Annotated in this window: 6 protein-coding genes and 3 pseudogenes; 1 reads left to right on the top strand and 8 read right to left on the bottom strand. The window is 49.4% G+C overall.

Features of this window, described 5'->3' with window-relative positions:
* Window positions 1-387: 387 nt before the first annotated feature.
* Window positions 388-600: pseudogene (locus tag ACTHRH_RS11540) on the top strand (IS256 family transposase); the annotation flags it as partial.
* A 1,227-nt stretch (window positions 601-1,827) separates the two neighbouring features.
* Here the strand turns inward: ACTHRH_RS11540 and ACTHRH_RS11535 are convergent.
* From ACTHRH_RS11535 to ACTHRH_RS11500, 8 genes and pseudogenes are all read right to left on the bottom strand, one after another.
* Window positions 1,828-1,920: pseudogene (locus ACTHRH_RS11535) on the bottom strand (GTP cyclohydrolase); the annotation flags it as partial.
* A 196-nt stretch (window positions 1,921-2,116) separates the two neighbouring features.
* Window positions 2,117-2,467: a hypothetical protein gene (locus ACTHRH_RS11530; RefSeq protein WP_050954049.1), complete on the bottom strand. Its 351-nt coding sequence runs from the start codon at window positions 2,465-2,467 to the stop codon at window positions 2,117-2,119.
* 4 nt (window positions 2,468-2,471) lie between these two features.
* Window positions 2,472-2,690: pseudogene (locus ACTHRH_RS11525) on the bottom strand (group II intron reverse transcriptase/maturase); the annotation flags it as partial.
* Between the two features lie 594 nt (window positions 2,691-3,284).
* Complete coding sequence (ltrA, locus tag ACTHRH_RS11520; RefSeq protein WP_055107312.1) at window positions 3,285-4,577, bottom strand: group II intron reverse transcriptase/maturase; 1,293 nt, start codon at window positions 4,575-4,577, stop codon at window positions 3,285-3,287.
* A 567-nt stretch (window positions 4,578-5,144) separates the two neighbouring features.
* Window positions 5,145-8,447 carry an S-layer homology domain-containing protein gene (locus tag ACTHRH_RS11515; RefSeq protein WP_440415609.1) on the bottom strand — a complete coding sequence of 1,101 codons (3,303 nt, stop codon included), beginning with the start codon at window positions 8,445-8,447 and terminating at the stop codon, window positions 5,145-5,147.
* Between the two features lie 209 nt (window positions 8,448-8,656).
* Window positions 8,657-11,890: an S-layer homology domain-containing protein gene (locus ACTHRH_RS11510; RefSeq protein WP_440415607.1), complete on the bottom strand. Its 3,234-nt coding sequence runs from the start codon at window positions 11,888-11,890 to the stop codon at window positions 8,657-8,659.
* Window positions 11,891-12,178: 288 nt separating this feature from the next.
* A complete protein-coding gene (locus ACTHRH_RS11505; RefSeq protein ID WP_440415605.1) occupies window positions 12,179-15,928 on the bottom strand; it encodes an RCC1 domain-containing protein in 3,750 nt (1,249 codons plus the stop codon).
* A gap of 74 nt (window positions 15,929-16,002) precedes the next feature.
* A partial coding sequence (locus ACTHRH_RS11500) for a chitobiase/beta-hexosaminidase C-terminal domain-containing protein (RefSeq protein WP_440415603.1) occupies window positions 16,003-17,687 on the bottom strand: 1,685 nt, incomplete at its 5' end.

Genomic DNA, 17,687 nt, shown 5'->3' with positions numbered 1-17,687 from the left:
CAAGTCCAGCAATGGATGAGCACCTTACCCAGTTATATCAAGGGTTTGTTTGCCAATCTAAGCTGCGAAAGTTGAGTTACTAATTTGTACCCTGATTATATTTTTCATGGATTGTCTTTTTTAGTTCCTCTAACTTGTCGGCACTAATATCTTTCAATTCCTTGACTACTTCGTCTTGACCATCACGTATAATAACGCGAATTTCGTCACGTAGACTGCGTAAATAACTCATTTGCTCACGTGTAATAATTCCTTCATTTCTAAACAAATTTGCTAATCTCGCAATGTTATTCGATTGTTTAGTTTCCTTAGTTCCCCACTCTACTTTAATACTCAAAATGTCAAAGTTATTATCAAGTCTTATAGCATCTACAGTTATGTCCATAACGGATGATAAAGGAATTCCGAAAGCGCCTGCGGCCTATGAACAGTCTGACGAACATCGAAGCCGCAGAAAAGATTATCTACTTGGACGCGCTTGAATATAACGAAAGGTGGGGACATCGCGTCATTCGTGGTTTCGGTGATCCATTAGTGAAACAAAGGCTGCAAGATCTGTTTGAGGAACGTTATCCGGATGATGGCCCGGAAGTAGAATAAAAAACCGCTTCCCGCGCCTTCGCTTGGGCTACGTCCTCCACCGAGCTTAAACATAAAAAATATTTCTTATCCATCGTCCCGATGGATAACCCTACCAGCTTACACAAACTTCTTGACGCTACCTTCAAAAGCCGCCCCCATTGCGTGATCTGCCTAAAAGCAGAGCTGTGGCTGGACGGAAGTATCATTATCCCCCGCATGGGTCATCGCCTTAAATGGAACCACCATTTATTATTGCATGGACAAAAATCGCTCTCACCCTGCTACTTCAAACATAGATCGAAAAAAAAACAGAATGGTCATGGCGCACCTGCAATTTGGCTTTCCTAGACATGCGGGGAACGTACTGGAATGGATGGTATTTGATTTTCAAGGTACAGAAAAACAGCAGGGGACATGCCCCTCTATCATCCGTTTCATTTTGAAGTCAAAATCGGACCTTTCTATGAAAAATAATGATAGAAAGCTCTCTGTACAGTGGAAATCTTTGGCATAATAAGCTATAATAATGGCGAGGTATGGAAGAAATGGTCCCAACAAGAGAGGTTCTGAGCTTTGTCAGAAAGCTCAAAAAAATGATGAATCAATTTGAGGGAAAATAATGTGAGTATTTCGAGATCATCATCCACATGCGCCGAGAGTTTAATCTCGGTTACAGAAAAGATGGGATGTATCTGTTGCCGAAAAAAATTAAAAATGGCCACTTAATGCTGTCGCGATTACATCTCGGTCAATAACCAGCTTTACATGTAAGGAAACTGAACAAAGTGAAGAAAATCCCGTTGAGGGTGGAAGCTAGTGAACTGGTGGATCCCGAAGAATAATTCAAGAGAGTTCAGAAGAAGCAGGAAGCTTTTCAAGAAAGGCTCTACTGCTTTTTGATCTTATGTAAATATCTGTGGAATTAATTCTCTCCGATTATACTTTGATTTTATGGAAATTCATTGATTTTTTTGCTTAGTTTGCAAATTCGATATGTTGTTTTCCAGTCCGGTATTACTTCACTTTAAAGCTATATCCTGACCTGAGTTATTTAACTATAATTGTGACTTTGTAAGTTACGAACATGATTGGTATGGGAGGAGACTCGAATTTGGCGGGTCGCTTTCTTTTATTTGTTAAGAGCTTAATGCGCTGCAGGTTGTTCAGATTACTCATTATATATATAGGTGCTGGTCATTGTCTACCGCTCGACCCTGCATGCAATGAATGAATAAGCTGCACTTGTTCTGCCCTCCTACTGCCAAAAACATCTCCAGTATGGTAGATGGAATGAAATCGAATTAAGGCGTGCTCTGCATTTTCGAAATCGCGTAAAACTGACATGTATAAACTCCATTTCGTTGGTTTTCTGGAAAAGCCTTGTCTTATCTTGTGCTTATATTGCGACAGTTATGTTGAGAGTTATCCTTAAGGGGCAAACTATATAGCCTGTGAATTAGTATCCAGGTATGGTTTCATCTGAACTAAGTACCTTTCTCAAAGACCGGAAAAGCTTCTTCTTTGGAAACATGAATCATTTCTTGAGGGAATGTTTTTTAAAGTACTTTTCTACTCTGAGATGGATATCTTTTTGATACCATTCCGAAAGTCCATAGGCTTTGAACAACTGGTGCATGCCGAGTCGTTCAGAGTGTTTCCCCATCGAACCATCCCCGATATTAAGTGTATCTATCCATATCCGATCTACGATACCTTCCAGTAACTTTGGGAAATCCGGAGTGAACGGCAGTACAGGTGAAATTGACGCTTGTGTAGTTATCCCTACCTCATGTACTTCTCTTAATGCTTGAATTCGCAGCTTAATTCCCGGTGCAACCGGAGCAAAAAGCCGCTTTATATCTTCCCGATCGGTTTCAATTGTCATTGACAAAATGTGCTTCAAAGATAGGAGTAAGCACTTGGAGAAGAGCCTGTTGGATAAAGCGATCTACCACAGTCGAAATGCCAAATAATCTGACAACGCCGTCGGGTTTCGGGATTTCGACCCTTCGGACTGGTGCCGTTTGATAGGCCCCTTCTAATAATTGTTGTCGTATAAGCGGCCAGTACTCATGGGACTCGGAGTTTGCCGGACGACGCTTAACCATCACTTCAAGGTCCTCTGGGCTTCACCCGTACTTCCCTGAAGGAGTTCCATAGGAATTCTGCTTCAACGCGTCGTTCTCGAAAACGTCTGATCCATCCCTGAGTTGACGTTTGGCCCTTCCCTTTTTCAGGCGTCCCTTACTCACGCACTATGACCTCTGCTGACTCCTGCACGCTCAGCAAAACCTTACGGCCTTGGTTACCATCCTCAGATGGCGTGCCATGCAGGCCTCCCCGGATAAGGATGCGTACTTTCATCCATGCACCTGTCCAATATACTCATACAGCCCTTGGCGGCTTAGGACTTCGCCTTGTTTCGCAGACTCGTCCGACTGTACTAGCCTCACATTGGATTCGTGTATCTCAGGTCGAGTGTTTGCCTCCAGCTTCCTTCAGATTCCACCTCACGATGGACACCCTTACTTTTGGCTAACGGTAGGTGCTCGCCAGCCCCCGCTTGGGACTTTCCCCTAAAGCACGGCACCCATGCCGGGCTAGAGTGAAAGGCTGGGCGGGGCCCAGCCCCTCCTCATCAAACCGTACGTGAGGTTTTCCCTCATACGGCTTTCCGATGTTCGTCATCATGAGCATGCAGATTACAAGAGCGTTTTAAGTCCATATTGAATAGACAAAGACTTCACTTCGCGCAGCGAACTCAACCATCGTCTGCGTTTGTGTTTCTTAGCATACCACTTCGCAAACCGCTGCCGGATATACCAATCCAACTTCGCCATCTTCCTCTGGCTGTAAGCTGTGTAGTAGTAATTGCGCCAGCCTTGAATCTTTGGATTCAGGTACTCCACGTGCTCTTCGAAACTCAGGCGTCGCATACCTGGCGGAGCTAATCGCTCTTTTACCCCTTCCCGTATTCGCTCTTCCGCCTTCCGGCACAACCACTGCTGGGTTGTGTAGTACACTTGGCCTTTGGATGTTTCGGCCTTCGTCTTTCGATGATGCATGCCCAGAAAATCGAAGCCTTCTTCCCCAGTCCAAAGTCCAACGATGCGCGTTTTCGTGGGGTGCAGGGTTAATTCCAGGCGTTCCATAATCGCTCGTATGAGTTCATAGGCCCGCTGTGCGTCCTTCTTCGTCTTGCAGATGATCACCAGATCATCTGCATAACGCGTCAGTTCCCCAAGCTTACCGCCATGTCGTTCCCACAGAAGATCAAAGTAATTCAGGTAGATGTTCGCCAGCAGTGGTGAGATCACTCCCCCTTGCGGTGTACCCAAGTCTGAGCGTCGGATGTTTCCTTCTTCCATCACTCCCGCACCTAACCACTTCCTCACCAACTTCAAGATTCGCCTGTCACTGATCCGCATTTCGATCAGCTTCATCAGTTTCTCCTGATTGATGTTGTCGAAGTAGCCTTGGATGTCGACGTCGACCACCCAATTTCCTTTGCGGTTGCATGCTTTCCGGATTCGCTCCAACGCCTGTTTCGCGCTCCGCTTAGGCCGAAAACCGAAAGACGTGTCCTGAAAATCCGCCTCGAAAATGGGTTCCATGACGAGTTTGGTCGCCATCTGGATGACGCGGTCTCTCACCGTCGGGATCCCCAGCGGTCGCAGTTTGCCATCTTTCTTCGGGATGTAGTGGCGTCTAACGGGTTGTGGATGGTACTTCCCTTCTTTCAGTAGCCGTTGACATTCAAGCACAAAACGCATTTCTCCCTGTTTCTCGATGTCTGCCAACGTCTCTCCATCCACTCCTGCCGAGCCCTCGTTGGCTCGTACCCTTCGCCACGCTTCCCATAAGATGTCTACCCGATAGACCTTGTCGTACAGCGCGTGAAATCTTCGCTTCTTGTTCTCCTTGGCCGCATGACCGAGTTTCCCTTGGAGTTGTTGAACGTTTTCCTCTGGTGTTGTTAGCCGTTTGGCATTCACTGACTCGTACCTCCTCAAGAAACTTGAACAAAGCAGGGCTCCTTCCCTCCCGCAGGTTGTGTTGTCCTGCGTTCCACGGTACTATGAGCCCCTCGGACTCCCTTCCTGCAGACCGTTCACTTCACCTCTGGGGCTTATAGAAGGCCTCTTTACGGTTTCTGCAACCGTGCAGGGGAGGGCCTCCCCAGTTCACTGCATCCTCTTTCATACCATGCCGTTCCCTCTACGCCGGAGGATTCTTCACTGCCGCTCCAAGTTCTAGGCAGCTTCCATGGCCTTCGTCCATGTACGCGGGACTCGGCTTCCTCTTTTCCCTCTTGCGAGGCCTTTTTGACGACGCGGCAGGATTCACTTTCATGTTACGGCCTGGTATGTTGCTCGCCCTGCCTCTGACAGGTACTTTCGTCGATACGCTTCTACGTACAGATTTCGCCATACGTAGGTATCCTAGCTACGCGGGGGCTTGGCCCTTCCCGCGACCGGACTTTCACCGGCTAGAAGATGCGTGCTTAGCTGGGCACGCCGCAAAAAAAAGGTGCAGAAGCAAAAGCGCTTCTGCACCAAACCTTATTGTGACAACAGCTCCAACAATCTCAGGATACTGGTGACCGCTTCCGCGCGGGTCAGCGTCTCATTCGGCGCGAAGAGATTGCGATCGCGACCGTGAATGATGCCCATGATACGAACCTCTTCCACGTAACTTTTCGCCCATGCCGGAATACGGGCATCGTCTGCAAATCGGGTGTGCGTATGGTCGGTCAACTCCGCTCCTGTTGCTCTTGCGATCATCACCGCCATTTCCACACGAGTGACCGGGCGACCAGGTCGAAATGTTCCATCTTCATATCCTGAAACAATGCCTGCCCTTGCCGCCAAATCAATCGCTTGCTTTGCCCATTCGCCAATTTGCTCCCCGTCCGCAAAAGCAGGCGCATCGCCTCCCGCTTCTCCTTCCAGCCGCAAGGCACGAACGAGCATCAACGTAAATTCAGCGCGGGTGACGGCATGATCCGGTCTAAACGTACCGTCAGGGTATCCGGCAATGATGCCTTTTGCATAGGCTTCCTGAATGAACGGCTCCGCCCAATGACCCGCAATATCCGCAAATAACGGCTCCGGGGAAGGCGGGTCCGGCATCTCCTCTTGCATACGTTCCACGGTGATGGAATACGTTCTGCGCGTTCCGTCTTCTGCAGTGACCACGATGTCAATGATATCCGTATCCGTGTGCAAGGGGATGCGAATGCTTCCCTGATCACTCCGGACTTGCCGACCATTCACGCTGATTCCAGCCTGATGATGTGCAGCACGGATCGTGAGCTGGATGCTGTCAGCATCATGCGGGATCAAAGCCTTGTACGTCGTAATGTCCCCCGAAAATTCCGGTATCAACGCGCCTTCTGACAAGATGAGCTCCCTCAGTGTTGCATTGCCGGAGCGGATATAGACAGGCGGACTCGGCGGTTCTGAAGAAACCGGCTCCCGCTCTAAACGAAAGCGCCGGGATATTCGGTAACTCTCTTGACCAACCTGATCTTTGGCGTAAATGTGCAAATACCAGTCGCCGCCGTTTTTGTCTGCATGACTCAACGTGCTTTGGTTAATGAAAGGTTGCCAATATGCATGTTCATCCAACGGGTCTGAACTCGTTGACCAAACATAACGGAGGGAAGCGGCATCGATCCCGCTGCCGTCGTCCTTCACGTTGACTTGACTGGATATGGTCCGCGAAAGGGTTTCATCGCCGTCGGGTTTCAATTCGATCTCCGGATTCGTGTGATCGATACGGATGAGTACATGCTCGCTCATTTCATTGCCTAATACATCTTCCACTCTGAACCAAAGCGAGTACTGCCCCTCTGTTGTGAAGTCGAGCGGATCATGATAAATCTCCCAAGCCGCTCCTTCATCCAACGAATATGCAATGGGCCGCAGCGCGATCCCGTGGTCATGAGAAGCATAAACCGCTGCGGTCACACTTTGGTTCGTCCACGTTCCGCTGGGATATGCTTTACTGTCATTATCGGTAAAATACAAATCCACATCCAGCTTCAGGCCGCTTCTGCTGATCTTCACGGTCCGCTCAACGATCGTACTCTTATTGCCGATGTCATCCATCGCTTGCGCCTGGATCTTCGTTTGCCCTTCTTCCGTCACCTCTAAGCGGATAGGTGTACCGTTAAATGCACGATCCTCCCACTCCTTGTCGCCGACTTTCACACGAATCGTGTGAACATCTGTCTGCCTTGGGTTAGCGGCGCTGTGGTCGATCGCCACTTCCACTTTGGCAGCATTGGTCCAGCCGTCGGGATGAAGGGTGATCGTCGGCGGTTCCGGATTTCCGCTGTCCACGACGATGTCGAGAGTCTCGGACTTGTCGAATAAGGAGACGGTGATCGTCGCTTTGCCGCCTTTGACGGTGCTGACCTCCCCGTTAGGATCAACACGCACAATTTCGGGGTCATCCGGATCAACGCTATACCTGGCGGTTGTTGTCGCATTGTAGCGATCCCCGTTTTGATGTTCCGTATTCACGGTAATGTGGGTCTTGTCGTTAAGGTTCAACTGATCGTTTGCAATGGACGCAGCCCAGGAGATGAGCGGGTTTTGCCATTGGAGAAATGGCCGATGTCCGTCGTACTGGTACCAGCCCTCTGTGATATCCCAATCCTTAAATGTTTCCGGATCGCGGAGATCCGCCTCTTCCACAGGTATTCCGATTCCATTGTCAGGGAGTTCACCATCCGTATAGCTATCGGTCAACCAGTAGCTGCCGGCGACCTCAATGATATTTCCTCTTTCTTCATATTCATTATTCGCCCCGACCAGCCCGCCAGTCTCAGAATGACCTGTTACCTTGCCTGTCGCGTAACAATGCTCAACTTCTATCACTGAACTTATTGGCGAATCGTAACCATTTGTAACATTAAATCCGATCAAACCACCCACGTATTGCTTACCGTTGACATTCCCTGTCGCATAGGAGTTCTTAATTCTGACCACACCAGATGGAAGGGCTTCAGCTTTACCAACAAATCCACCTACAAGCTGGTCTCCATTAACCTCCCCAGTCGCATATGAATTCGTGATTTCATTGACACTTCCTATATTTCCCGATGAAATTATGCCAACTAAACCACCTACAAGATTATTTATGCCCGCAACGTCACCAGTTGCAAATGAATCGCGAATCGTAATCTTTTTACCAGTCGAACCCCTAAATAGACCTGCCAGACCCCCGACTTCACGCTCTCCGACAACTTCGATATGGGCGGATGACCCGATCACGTCATTTCTAACAATACCGGCTAACCCGCCAACCTTCATTTCTCCTCGAATAAGGGTTCCCGTTACCGTACTGTTTTCAATCATCCCGTAGCTATACCCTACTAACCCGCCGATGTAATCATACCCCTTGATCTCCACGACCTCGAGATGGACATTCCGGATGACAGCCGTTTCTGACGTTACTCCAAACAAAGATTGGTAGTTCTCATCTTCACGGTTGATCTTTAAACCTGTAATTTGATAGCCATTGCCATCAAATGTTCCGGTAAATGGAGAAGAGTATACCGTTGCGATTGGCAACCATCCTTCTCCAGCACTGTAAGTTGAAAGATCAATATTGGCTCCCAATCGGAAATGGGCATCCAGATAATCTCTCACCTTGTCCAGCTGTTCAGCGGTTTCGATCATATACGGGTCTTCTTCCGTGCCCGAGCCGCCGGCAAAATCACTGCTTAACGGCGCGAATGCACCGCCATCGGCGGCCTGAACCGATATGCCGACATTCCCAAACAGTTGTGTCCAGGTCCATCCGAAAAAAAGAACGAACGCCGCCAACAGAACGGATGATTTAAACGGTCTCATTTTCCTTTCACTTCCTTTCCAACGTGCGGAGCCCGCCAGTTCAGCATCATTGTCCGTCTGAAAGTCCAATTCTCGCCTTCTCCAAGGCTCCCAGATCAATCTTTTCCATCGCAAGCATGGCCTTGTTCACGCTCTGCTGTTGTTCCCCGGATTCGTCGGAACTGATCGCTTCCCAATCGGAGGGAAATACTTGTCAGCACGATGCTCTATCATCTATCCAACAATCTTAGCAGCATCACCGTCGCTTCTGCACGGGTAGCCGTTTCGTTCGGCACAAACCGGTTTCCGCCGCGGCCATCGACAATGCCAAGTTTGCGGATGGCTTCGACCGCACCTTTCGCCCACTGCGGAATCGTTTCATCATCGGCAAAGCCGGTTGACGCATTCGCGTTAAGCTCCAGTTGTAGCGCCCGAGCGATCATCACCGCCATCTCCGCTCGGGTGATCCGCGTGTTTGGCCGGAAGCTGCCATCGCTGTATCCGACCACGATGCCCGCTTGTACGGCCTGCGCAACGGCTTGCTTCGCCCACGCACCGATCTGGTCGTGATCCGTGAATGTTAACACAGAGCCGTCACCTTCCAGTTTCATCACACCTGCCAGCATCACAGTAAACTCGGCGCGAGTGACTGGATGATTCGGTTTAAATGTGCCATCTGGATAACCGCTGACGATGCCTTTCTCTACAGCACGCATGATGTAGTCCTCCGCCCAGTGTCCGGCAATATCAGAAAATGGCATCGACGATTCATGAGTAGCCGTCTCTCGAATCACGGTCAGCGTATATCGCTTCTCGGTACCGTCTTCCGCACGAACGACAAACGTGAACTCATTGTTGCCACTTGTCAGCTTCTTGCTGATCGGCACCGAGCGTGACAAAAGTACACCATCAACGTACACTTCGGCCGCATCGTGCGCTGCTTGAGCAATAAATACCATTTCCTCTGCATCTGTAAATACGGTGTAATCATGCACATCAGGAGCAAACGAAGGTTGTAAAGTTAACATCCGACCGTTTGCCCATATTTCCAGTGATGAAAGCTTGGCATCGCTGGAAACACGATCCGTACGGGAAGACGGTGATGACGAGGAGCTTCGCTTACGCTCGTCCAGCACGATCACACTTACCTTCGCCTTGATATTCAGCGGATTGTTCACCCACTCAGGCAATTGCAAGGTGCCTATAAATTCATAACGACCAGCCACCTTGCCATTGTATTCAGGGTGAACTTCATTCCAGCTCACTTGCACCTCAATCGTGCGAAGATCGTCCAACGTAACATACACCGAATCGGGTACGGAAACATCCTGCAACTTCGTGTTATAAGGCACATATATCGTATCTGGCCTTTGAATTTCCGCAATCGTTAGCAGGCGCTCAATGTATAAAGAATAAGTGCGCTCCTCCTGTTCATTTTCTGATATGACTTGGATATAAATCGAATTGTCACCAATCTCGAGCACCGCTTCTTGCCCGCCAATCACCTCATACGATGCCGATGAGTCGTAAGTCGAAGCTGTTACTGTCACGCGATCCATTGAATAAGGTACCGTCAAATAATAAGTAAACAGATCCGGATTGAAATTTTCTAAAATTTTACCATTGATTCGAATCTCAGACAACTTGGCATTCGACCCCGGCAAAACACGAACCTGCAGCTTTACCTTCAATTTATCCGGGTTCAGATAATATTCGGGCAATTGCAAGCTTCCAGATATCCAATATGTCCCGGATTGATCCGGATTGTAATCAGAATTCTCTATTTCCCAATTGACTCCCACATCCGGCTCCAATGTCTCGTTGTGCAGTTGTAAAGAAACCTCGGTTGGCAAATATTGCGCTAGTTGCTCGCTCGTGATATGCTTGCTTACTTCAAGCGTATTGAGATCATTCACCGCTTTTACCACAGCATACGGCGTTGCGCTAACCGGTTCTGACAACTGGCTTCTACTATTCCCTTCGGTAACGGCTTGCACAGCAAACCAATATGTTGTCCCTGCCTTTAACTCATCGGCCAGCCATGATGTGTCCTTAAGCGGCTCGTCATTTAATGGCTTCCAGTTCGATAAATCCTTCGTATCCGGCGGCTCTGATCCTGTAGCCATATAGATTGCGTAAGCGGAGGCATCAGAAACCGCCTCCCACTCAAGCTGCACAGACCCTTCTCCAGCATTTGCCGTTACGTTAGTCGGAGCATCTATATCAACCTGCCCGATCGCATATAAATGTCCATCGTAAGAGCCCACATAAATCGTACCATCGGCACCGATGGCCGCTGATGAAGTAATCGAACCTTCAGCCTGAAATGACCAACGCAAATTGCCCGCTGAATCTATCGCGTACAAATTGCTGTCGTGAGTTCCGACATAAAGGATGCCATTGGCATCGACAATCGGCGTAGCATAAGTAACATATCCAAATTCCGCTGACCATTCGGGGCTAACGTCATCCGCCGCTTGTTGCGGCGCAAATGCATAGAGCGCCAAACCAGTCTTTAAATAGATCGTACCGTCAGCTCCGATAACCGGAGTGCTGTAGATAGAATCTTTTGCATCAAACCTCCATTGTAATTGACCCGACGAATCCAGTACATATAAATTCCCATCCTCTGAACCCAGGTAGATCGTCCCATCATCCCCGATTGCCGGTGTCGCTCTGATCCCGCTGCCCGTTTCAGTTTCAAAGGTCCATTTCGGCTTGACATCATCCGCATCTTGCTCCGGTTCAAATGCATAGAGAATACCGTCGGAATCCGCCACATAGATCTTGCCATCAGCTGCAATTACCGGGGACGACCTGATCATCGGCCAAAATGCTGATATTTTGTATGCCCACTTTTCCCTTCCCGTGTCTCCATCGTCGGAAATTGCATGAAAAGTACCGCCCTGGGTTGCGACATAAATCGTCCCGTCCGCTCCGATGGCTGGTGAAGGGGACACGAAAACCAGTGACCCTATTTTCAAATCCCATTTCAAAGTACCGTCTGGATGAATCGCATATAAATAACTGTCATCCCCCCCGACGTAGATCGTCCCATCAGCTCCGATGGATGGCGACGAATAAATGCCGGGGTTGCCAAAATCACTACCATTGATCGCAAATTTCCATTTCTGCTCGCCACTCGCCGTCAACGCATACAAATGCCCGTCGTCTGAGCCGACATAAATTGTACCGTCTGCAGCTATCGCCGGTGATGAACGTACACGTCCTTCAGTTTTAAATGACCATTTCATATCAAACGCTTCGCTGCCGGAAAACCTCGACTGTCTCGTCCAGTTAAACGCCGTCGGTTGAATCGCTTCCAGGTCATAATTCCCTTGCTCATATCCAGAGCCTTGTATAAACGACTCAGCAGCAGATGCTTCAACGCTGCCATCGACAAGTATAATGGCCATATAACAAAAAATAGCGAATAACAGATTGAATTTTTTATTCATCTTCATATATTTCTCACCTTTGTATCAATGTATCAATGAAGAAAACGCTAAAAACCTGGCAACCATTATAAAAAGATCTACTCATTTCAAACTGAAAACATTGAAGCTAGAGTGAAAGGCTGGGCGGAGCCAGCCCCTCCTCATCAAACCGTACGTGAGGTTTTCCCTCATACGGCTTTCCGGTGATCGTCATCATGCAGCATACAGATTACAAGTGCGTTTCCAGTCTATATAGGACGGACATTGATTTCACTTCGTGACGATGAGGGAAATACTTGTCAGCACGATGCTCTATCATCTATCCAACAATCTTAGCAGCATCACCGTCGCTTCTGCACGGGTAGCCGTTTCGTTCGGCACAAAACGGTTTCCGCCGCGGCCATCGACAATGCCAAGTTTGCGGATGGCTTCGACCGCCCCTTTCGCCCACTGCGGAATCGCTTCATCATCGGCAAAGCCGGTTGACGCGTTAGCGTTAAGCTGTAGTTGTAACGCCCGAGCGATCATCGCAGCCATTTCTACGCGGGTGATCTGTGCGTTTGGACGGAAGCTGCCATCGTTGTACCCATCCACGATGCCCGCTTGTACGGCCTGCGCAACGGCTTGCTTCGCCCATCCGCCGATCCGGTCATGATCCGTGAAAGTTAGCTCAGAACCGTTGCCTTCCAGTTTCAATGCACCTGCCAGCATCACAGTAAACTCGGCGCGAGTAACCGGATTGTTTGGCTCAAAAGTGCCGTCCGGATAACCGCTGACAAAGCCTTTCTCTACAGCACGCATGATATAGTCCTCCGCCCAGTGTCCATCGATGTCGGTAAATGCAATAACCGGTTCATTTGGCTTTGGCATTTCACGATAAATGGTCAGCGTATAGGTTTTCTTCGTGCCATTCTCCGCTTGTACCGTTAGCTCAATCGTATTGTCGCCTTCCTCCAAATCGACTTGAATACTGTCCGTAATTACCTTGCCCTTCCATATCACTTTCGCCGCGGAGTGAGCTTCTTTGACCACAATCTCAATTCGTTCGCCTTCTGTACGGGCCGTATATTCTGTTGTTCCAGAAGTAAATGAAGGGCTTAGTTTCAATAATTTCCCTTCCACCCATACTTGCAGATCCGCAAGATCCGCATTGTTGGATAACACACGGCCGCCCCCGCCACCACCGGAACCGCTGTTACCTCCTGGTGCTCTTGGGGTCGCTATCGCTACATTAGAGAAATCGCTGGCCCCCTTCACAGTGATAGCCTTCACTACAAATGCATACGTTGTTCCGTTCGTCAATCCCGTGACATTGTAGGAATTCGCCGACACATTCGATTGAATGAGCTTCCAGTTCGCCGGATCGACAGGAACTGATGTGCCTTCCGCTTGGTAAACCGCATAAGTCACGCTGCCTGTTCCCGTGACCGCATCCCACTTTAATGTAACGGAACGATCAGCCGCAGAAGCTGTTAAATTCGCCGGTGCAGGTATCGTTGCAATCGTATACTGTTCCTCCAGCACTTCACTGTCCAGCATGCCTTCCTTCACAGCAATCGCCTTGAGCGTCATCTCTGTTGTCACTTCGATGGGCGCAGTATACTCGACACTGCTGCGGCTCGGTGTACTGCCATCCGTTGTGTAGTAAACCGTTGCTCCTTCCATTGTCGTGCTCAATGTTACCATTGTACCTGCCGGGACTGCACCGCCTGATGGTTCTGCAACAGGTTTCGATACTTGCTCTGGCTCCGCTTCTTGTGAGAGACGCTTCACATGAAGGGTATAGGTGACTTTCTCTTGTTGATCCTCTGCCGTTACCAGGATGTCAATTCGATTTAAGCCGACCTTCAGCGGTTGTACTTCGCCACGCACAACCTCGCTGACGACTTCGTAGTTCGCAGCCGGATCGTCAGTTGCCGCTGTTACGGTCACTTGCTCCGTTGCATAAGGAACCACAACATCGTAGGTATAAATATCCGGATCAAAATGTGCCAACGGTTCTCCGTTCAGGGCAATGCCGCTCAGGCTCGCATTCGTATTCGGCAGTACATGAACAGCAATTTCAGCTTGCAACTGTTGTGGATTGTGAACATATCCCGGCAATTGCACCCCCCCTGTAATCGCGTACATTCCGGCTTGATCCGGGTTATAATCAGCATGCTCCAGATCCCATTTCACACCCACGTCCATCGTGACAGGCAAGCTCGTTAATTGAATTTGAATATGTTCGGGAAGGTATGCCTCCAGTTTCTCTGGTGCGACTCCCTTGCCAACCTCGATCGCACCGGGAGATGCAACAGCCGCAACCGTTGTATACGGCGTTTCGGACGTTGATTCCGAATAGCCGCTTTCCATCTCATCCTTCACGGTCGTTACAGCAAACCAATACAACTTTCCAGCAGTTAAATGGTCGACCGTATAGGACGTTCCTGTTACCGGCCCCTTATCATTGTCAACCATCCATCGGTCGGCAACGGGAGGCGTACCTTCGTCAGCTTCTTGCCTATAGACGTTATAGCCATCGACCGCATCGATTGCAGTCCAACTCAGCTCTACTTTCCCGTCTCCCGCTGTCGCCTGCAAGCCGGTTGGAGGGACAGGTGTACTGTCGCTCACCGCTATGCTAAGCGTTGCATCGCTTCCTGCACTGAACGTAAAGATCAGTGTAGTCGTACCGATCGGCAGGTTGGCCAGGTATTCTTTTGTAATGGTGACGATGTTGCCATTTACGATGTAATCCGTGCCTTCCGATAACGATGTTGTGTCATTCGTAATATCTATGAGCGTATTGCCATTCAACTCCATCGTGACAGCGATCTCTCGCTGCTTCAGGATGTTCTTGTCGAACGACGCCTCGTCCGGATGAATGGTGCTATCTTGTGTCGCTTCGATGATAAGTGCCAGGGAATGGGTAGAGCCAGCCGCAATCGCCTGAATGTCCGTCAAGCTCTCGATTTTCTTGGGCGTGTATTGACGATCCGTATCGCCATGTCCCAATTGGCCATAAGTACCACCTCCGAACGAGTATACGTCTCCGGACTTCGTTAAAGCAAGGGAATGATAATAGCCAGCCGCAATCGCCTGAATGTCCGTCAAGCTCTCGATTTTCTTCGGCGTGAGTTGATCTTCCCTATCGCCATGTCCTAATTGGCCATGCGTACCCTTTCCAAACGAGTACACTTCTCCGGACTTTGTTAAAGCAAGGGAATGGGTAGAGCCAGCCGCAATCGCCTGAATGTCCGACAAACCCTCGATTTTCTTGGGGGTGAATTGAGTTTCCGTATCGCCATGTCCTAATTGGCCAAAAGTACCACTTCCAAACGAGTACACTTCTCCGGACTTCGTTAAAGCAAGGGAATAATGACCCCCGGCAGCTATCGCCTGAATGTCCGACAAACCTTCGATTTTCTTCGGCGTAAGTTGATCTTCCGTACGTCCTAATTGGCCATGCGTACCGAATCCAAACGAGTACACGTCTCCGGACTTCGTTAAAGCAAGGGAATGATATACACCAGCCGCAATCGCCTGAATGTCCGACAAACCCTCGATTTTCTTGGGGGTGAGTTGAGTTTCCGTATCGCCATGTCCTAATTGGCCAAAAGTACCGCTTCCAAACGAGTACACGTCACCGGACTTCGTTAAAGCAAGGGAATGATACCATCCTCCAGCAATCGCCTGAATGTCCGCCAATCCCTCGATTTTCTTCGGCGTGAGTTGATCTTCCCTATCGCCATGTCCTAATTCGCCATGATAACCATGTCCGAACGAGTATACGTCTCCGGACTTCGTTAAAGCAAGGGAATGATTATCGGCAGCCGCAATCGCCTGAATGTCCGTCAAGCTCTCGATTTTCTTGGGCGTGTATTGACGATCCGTATCGCCATGTCCTAATTTTCCATGATTACCCATTCCGAACGAAAATACGCCGACTAGGTTTGCATTTGTCTCTGATTCTTGAGCCAGAGTTGGCGCTGGTATAACCAGCAGCGATAGAATCAGATTGATGAAGAGCATGGCAATCAGCCATGGGGATACATACTTGATCGGGTACTTTATTGAAATCATTACTGCAATCCTCCTTCCATATCCTGCCATTGAACAATGGCTAATCGAATCGATGGCTGTGTAATCCCTCTTTTTTAAAAAATCGTGGAACCTGGTGCTTCTTTGGCAGGCACATTGAGAGAGGGGACGGAGATATTCTCCATCAACCGAAGCAGCATCACCGTCGCTTCTGCACGGGTAGCCGTTTCGTTCGGCACAAAACGGTTTCCGCCGCGGCCATCGACAATGCCAAGTTTGCGGATGGCTTCGACCGCCCCTTTCGCCCACTGCGGAATCGCTTCATCATCGGCAAAGCCGGTTGACGCGTTAGCGTTAAGCTGTAGTTGTAACGCCCGAGCGATCATCGCAGCCATTTCTACGCGGGTGATCTGTGCGTTTGGACGGAAGCTGCCATCGTTGTACCCATCCACGATGCCCGCTTGTACGGCCTGCGCAACGGCTTGCTTCGCCCATCCGCCGATCCGGTCATGATCCGTGAAAGTTAGCTCAGAACCGTTGCCTTCCAGTTTCAATGCACCTGCCAGCATCACAGTAAACTCGGCGCGAGTAACCGGATTGTTTGGCTCAAAAGTGCCGTCCGGATAACCGCTGACAAAGCCTTTCTCTACAGCACGCATGATATAGTCCTCCGCCCAGTGTCCATCGATGTCGGTAAATGCAATAACCGGTTCATTTGGCTTTGGCATTTCACGATAAATGGTCAGCGTATAGGTTTTCTTCGTGCCATTCTCCGCTTGTACCGTTAGCTCAATCGTATTGTCGCCTTCCTCCAAATCGACTTGAATACTGTCCGTAATTACCTTGCCCTTCCATATCACTTTCGCCGCGGAGTGAGCTTCTTTGACCACAATCTCAATTCGTTCGCCTTCTGTACGGGCCGTATATTCTGTTGTTCCAGAAGTAAATGAAGGGCTTAGTTTCAATAATTTCCCTTCCACCCATACTTGCAGATCCGCAAGATCCGCATTGTTGGATAACACACGGCCGCCCCCGCCACCACCGGAACCGCTGTTACCTCCTGGTGCTCTTGGGGTCGCTATCGCTACATTAGAGAAATCGCTGGCCCCCTTCACAGTGATAGCCTTCACTACAAATGCATACGTTGTTCCGTTCGTCAATCCCGTGACATTGTAGGAATTCGCCGACACATTCGATTGAATGAGCTTCCAGTTCGCCGGATCGACAGGAACTGATGTGCCTTCCGCTTGGTAAACCGCATAAGTCACGCTGCCTGTTCCCGTGACCGCATCCCACTTTAATGTAACGGAACGATCAGCCGCAGAAGCTGTTAAATTCGCCGGTGCAGGTATCGTTGCAATCGTATACTGTTCCTCCATCTCTTCGCTGTCAAGCATGCCAGCCTTTACTGCAATTGCCTTGAGCGTCATCTCCGAGGTCACTTCAATGGGTGTGGTATATTCCATACTGCTGCTTGTCGGCGTGCTGCCATCCGTCGTGTAATAAATCGTCGCTCCTTCGGTCGACGAACTCAATGTCACCCTTGTACCAGACGGAACCGTACCGCCTGATGGATCTGCAACAGGTTTCGCTACTTGATCAGGTGATAGAATCGTATATTGTTCTTCCATCTCTTCGCTGTCGAGCATGCCAGACTTCACTGCAATTGCCTTGATCGTCATCTTTGCGGTCACTTCGATGGGCGTGGTATATTCGGCACTGTTGCTCGTTGGCGTACTGCCGTCCGTCGTGTAGTAGATTGTTGCTCCTTCAGTTGTCGTGCTCAACGTCACCTTGGTGC

Source organism: Paenibacillus sp. SAFN-117 (genome assembly GCF_051966115.1).
GTDB lineage: Bacteria > Bacillota > Bacilli > Paenibacillales > NBRC-103111 > Paenibacillus_L > Paenibacillus_L residui.
The sequence above is the reverse complement of the archived record's forward strand: the minus strand, read 5'-3'. Positions and strand labels throughout refer to the sequence as shown.

What these genes read in the sequence shown, in the direction of transcription:
- ACTHRH_RS11530 (WP_050954049.1), bottom strand. Translation starts at nt 2,467, where the DNA reads ATGACAATTGAAACCGATCGGGAAGATATAAAGCGGCTTTTTGCTCCG.
- ACTHRH_RS11515 (WP_440415609.1), bottom strand. Translation starts at nt 8,447, where the DNA reads ATGAGACCGTTTAAATCATCCGTTCTGTTGGCGGCGTTCGTTCTTTTT.
- ACTHRH_RS11510 (WP_440415607.1), bottom strand. Translation starts at nt 11,890, where the DNA reads ATGAAGATGAATAAAAAATTCAATCTGTTATTCGCTATTTTTTGTTAT.
- ACTHRH_RS11505 (WP_440415605.1), bottom strand. Translation starts at nt 15,928, where the DNA reads ATGATTTCAATAAAGTACCCGATCAAGTATGTATCCCCATGGCTGATT.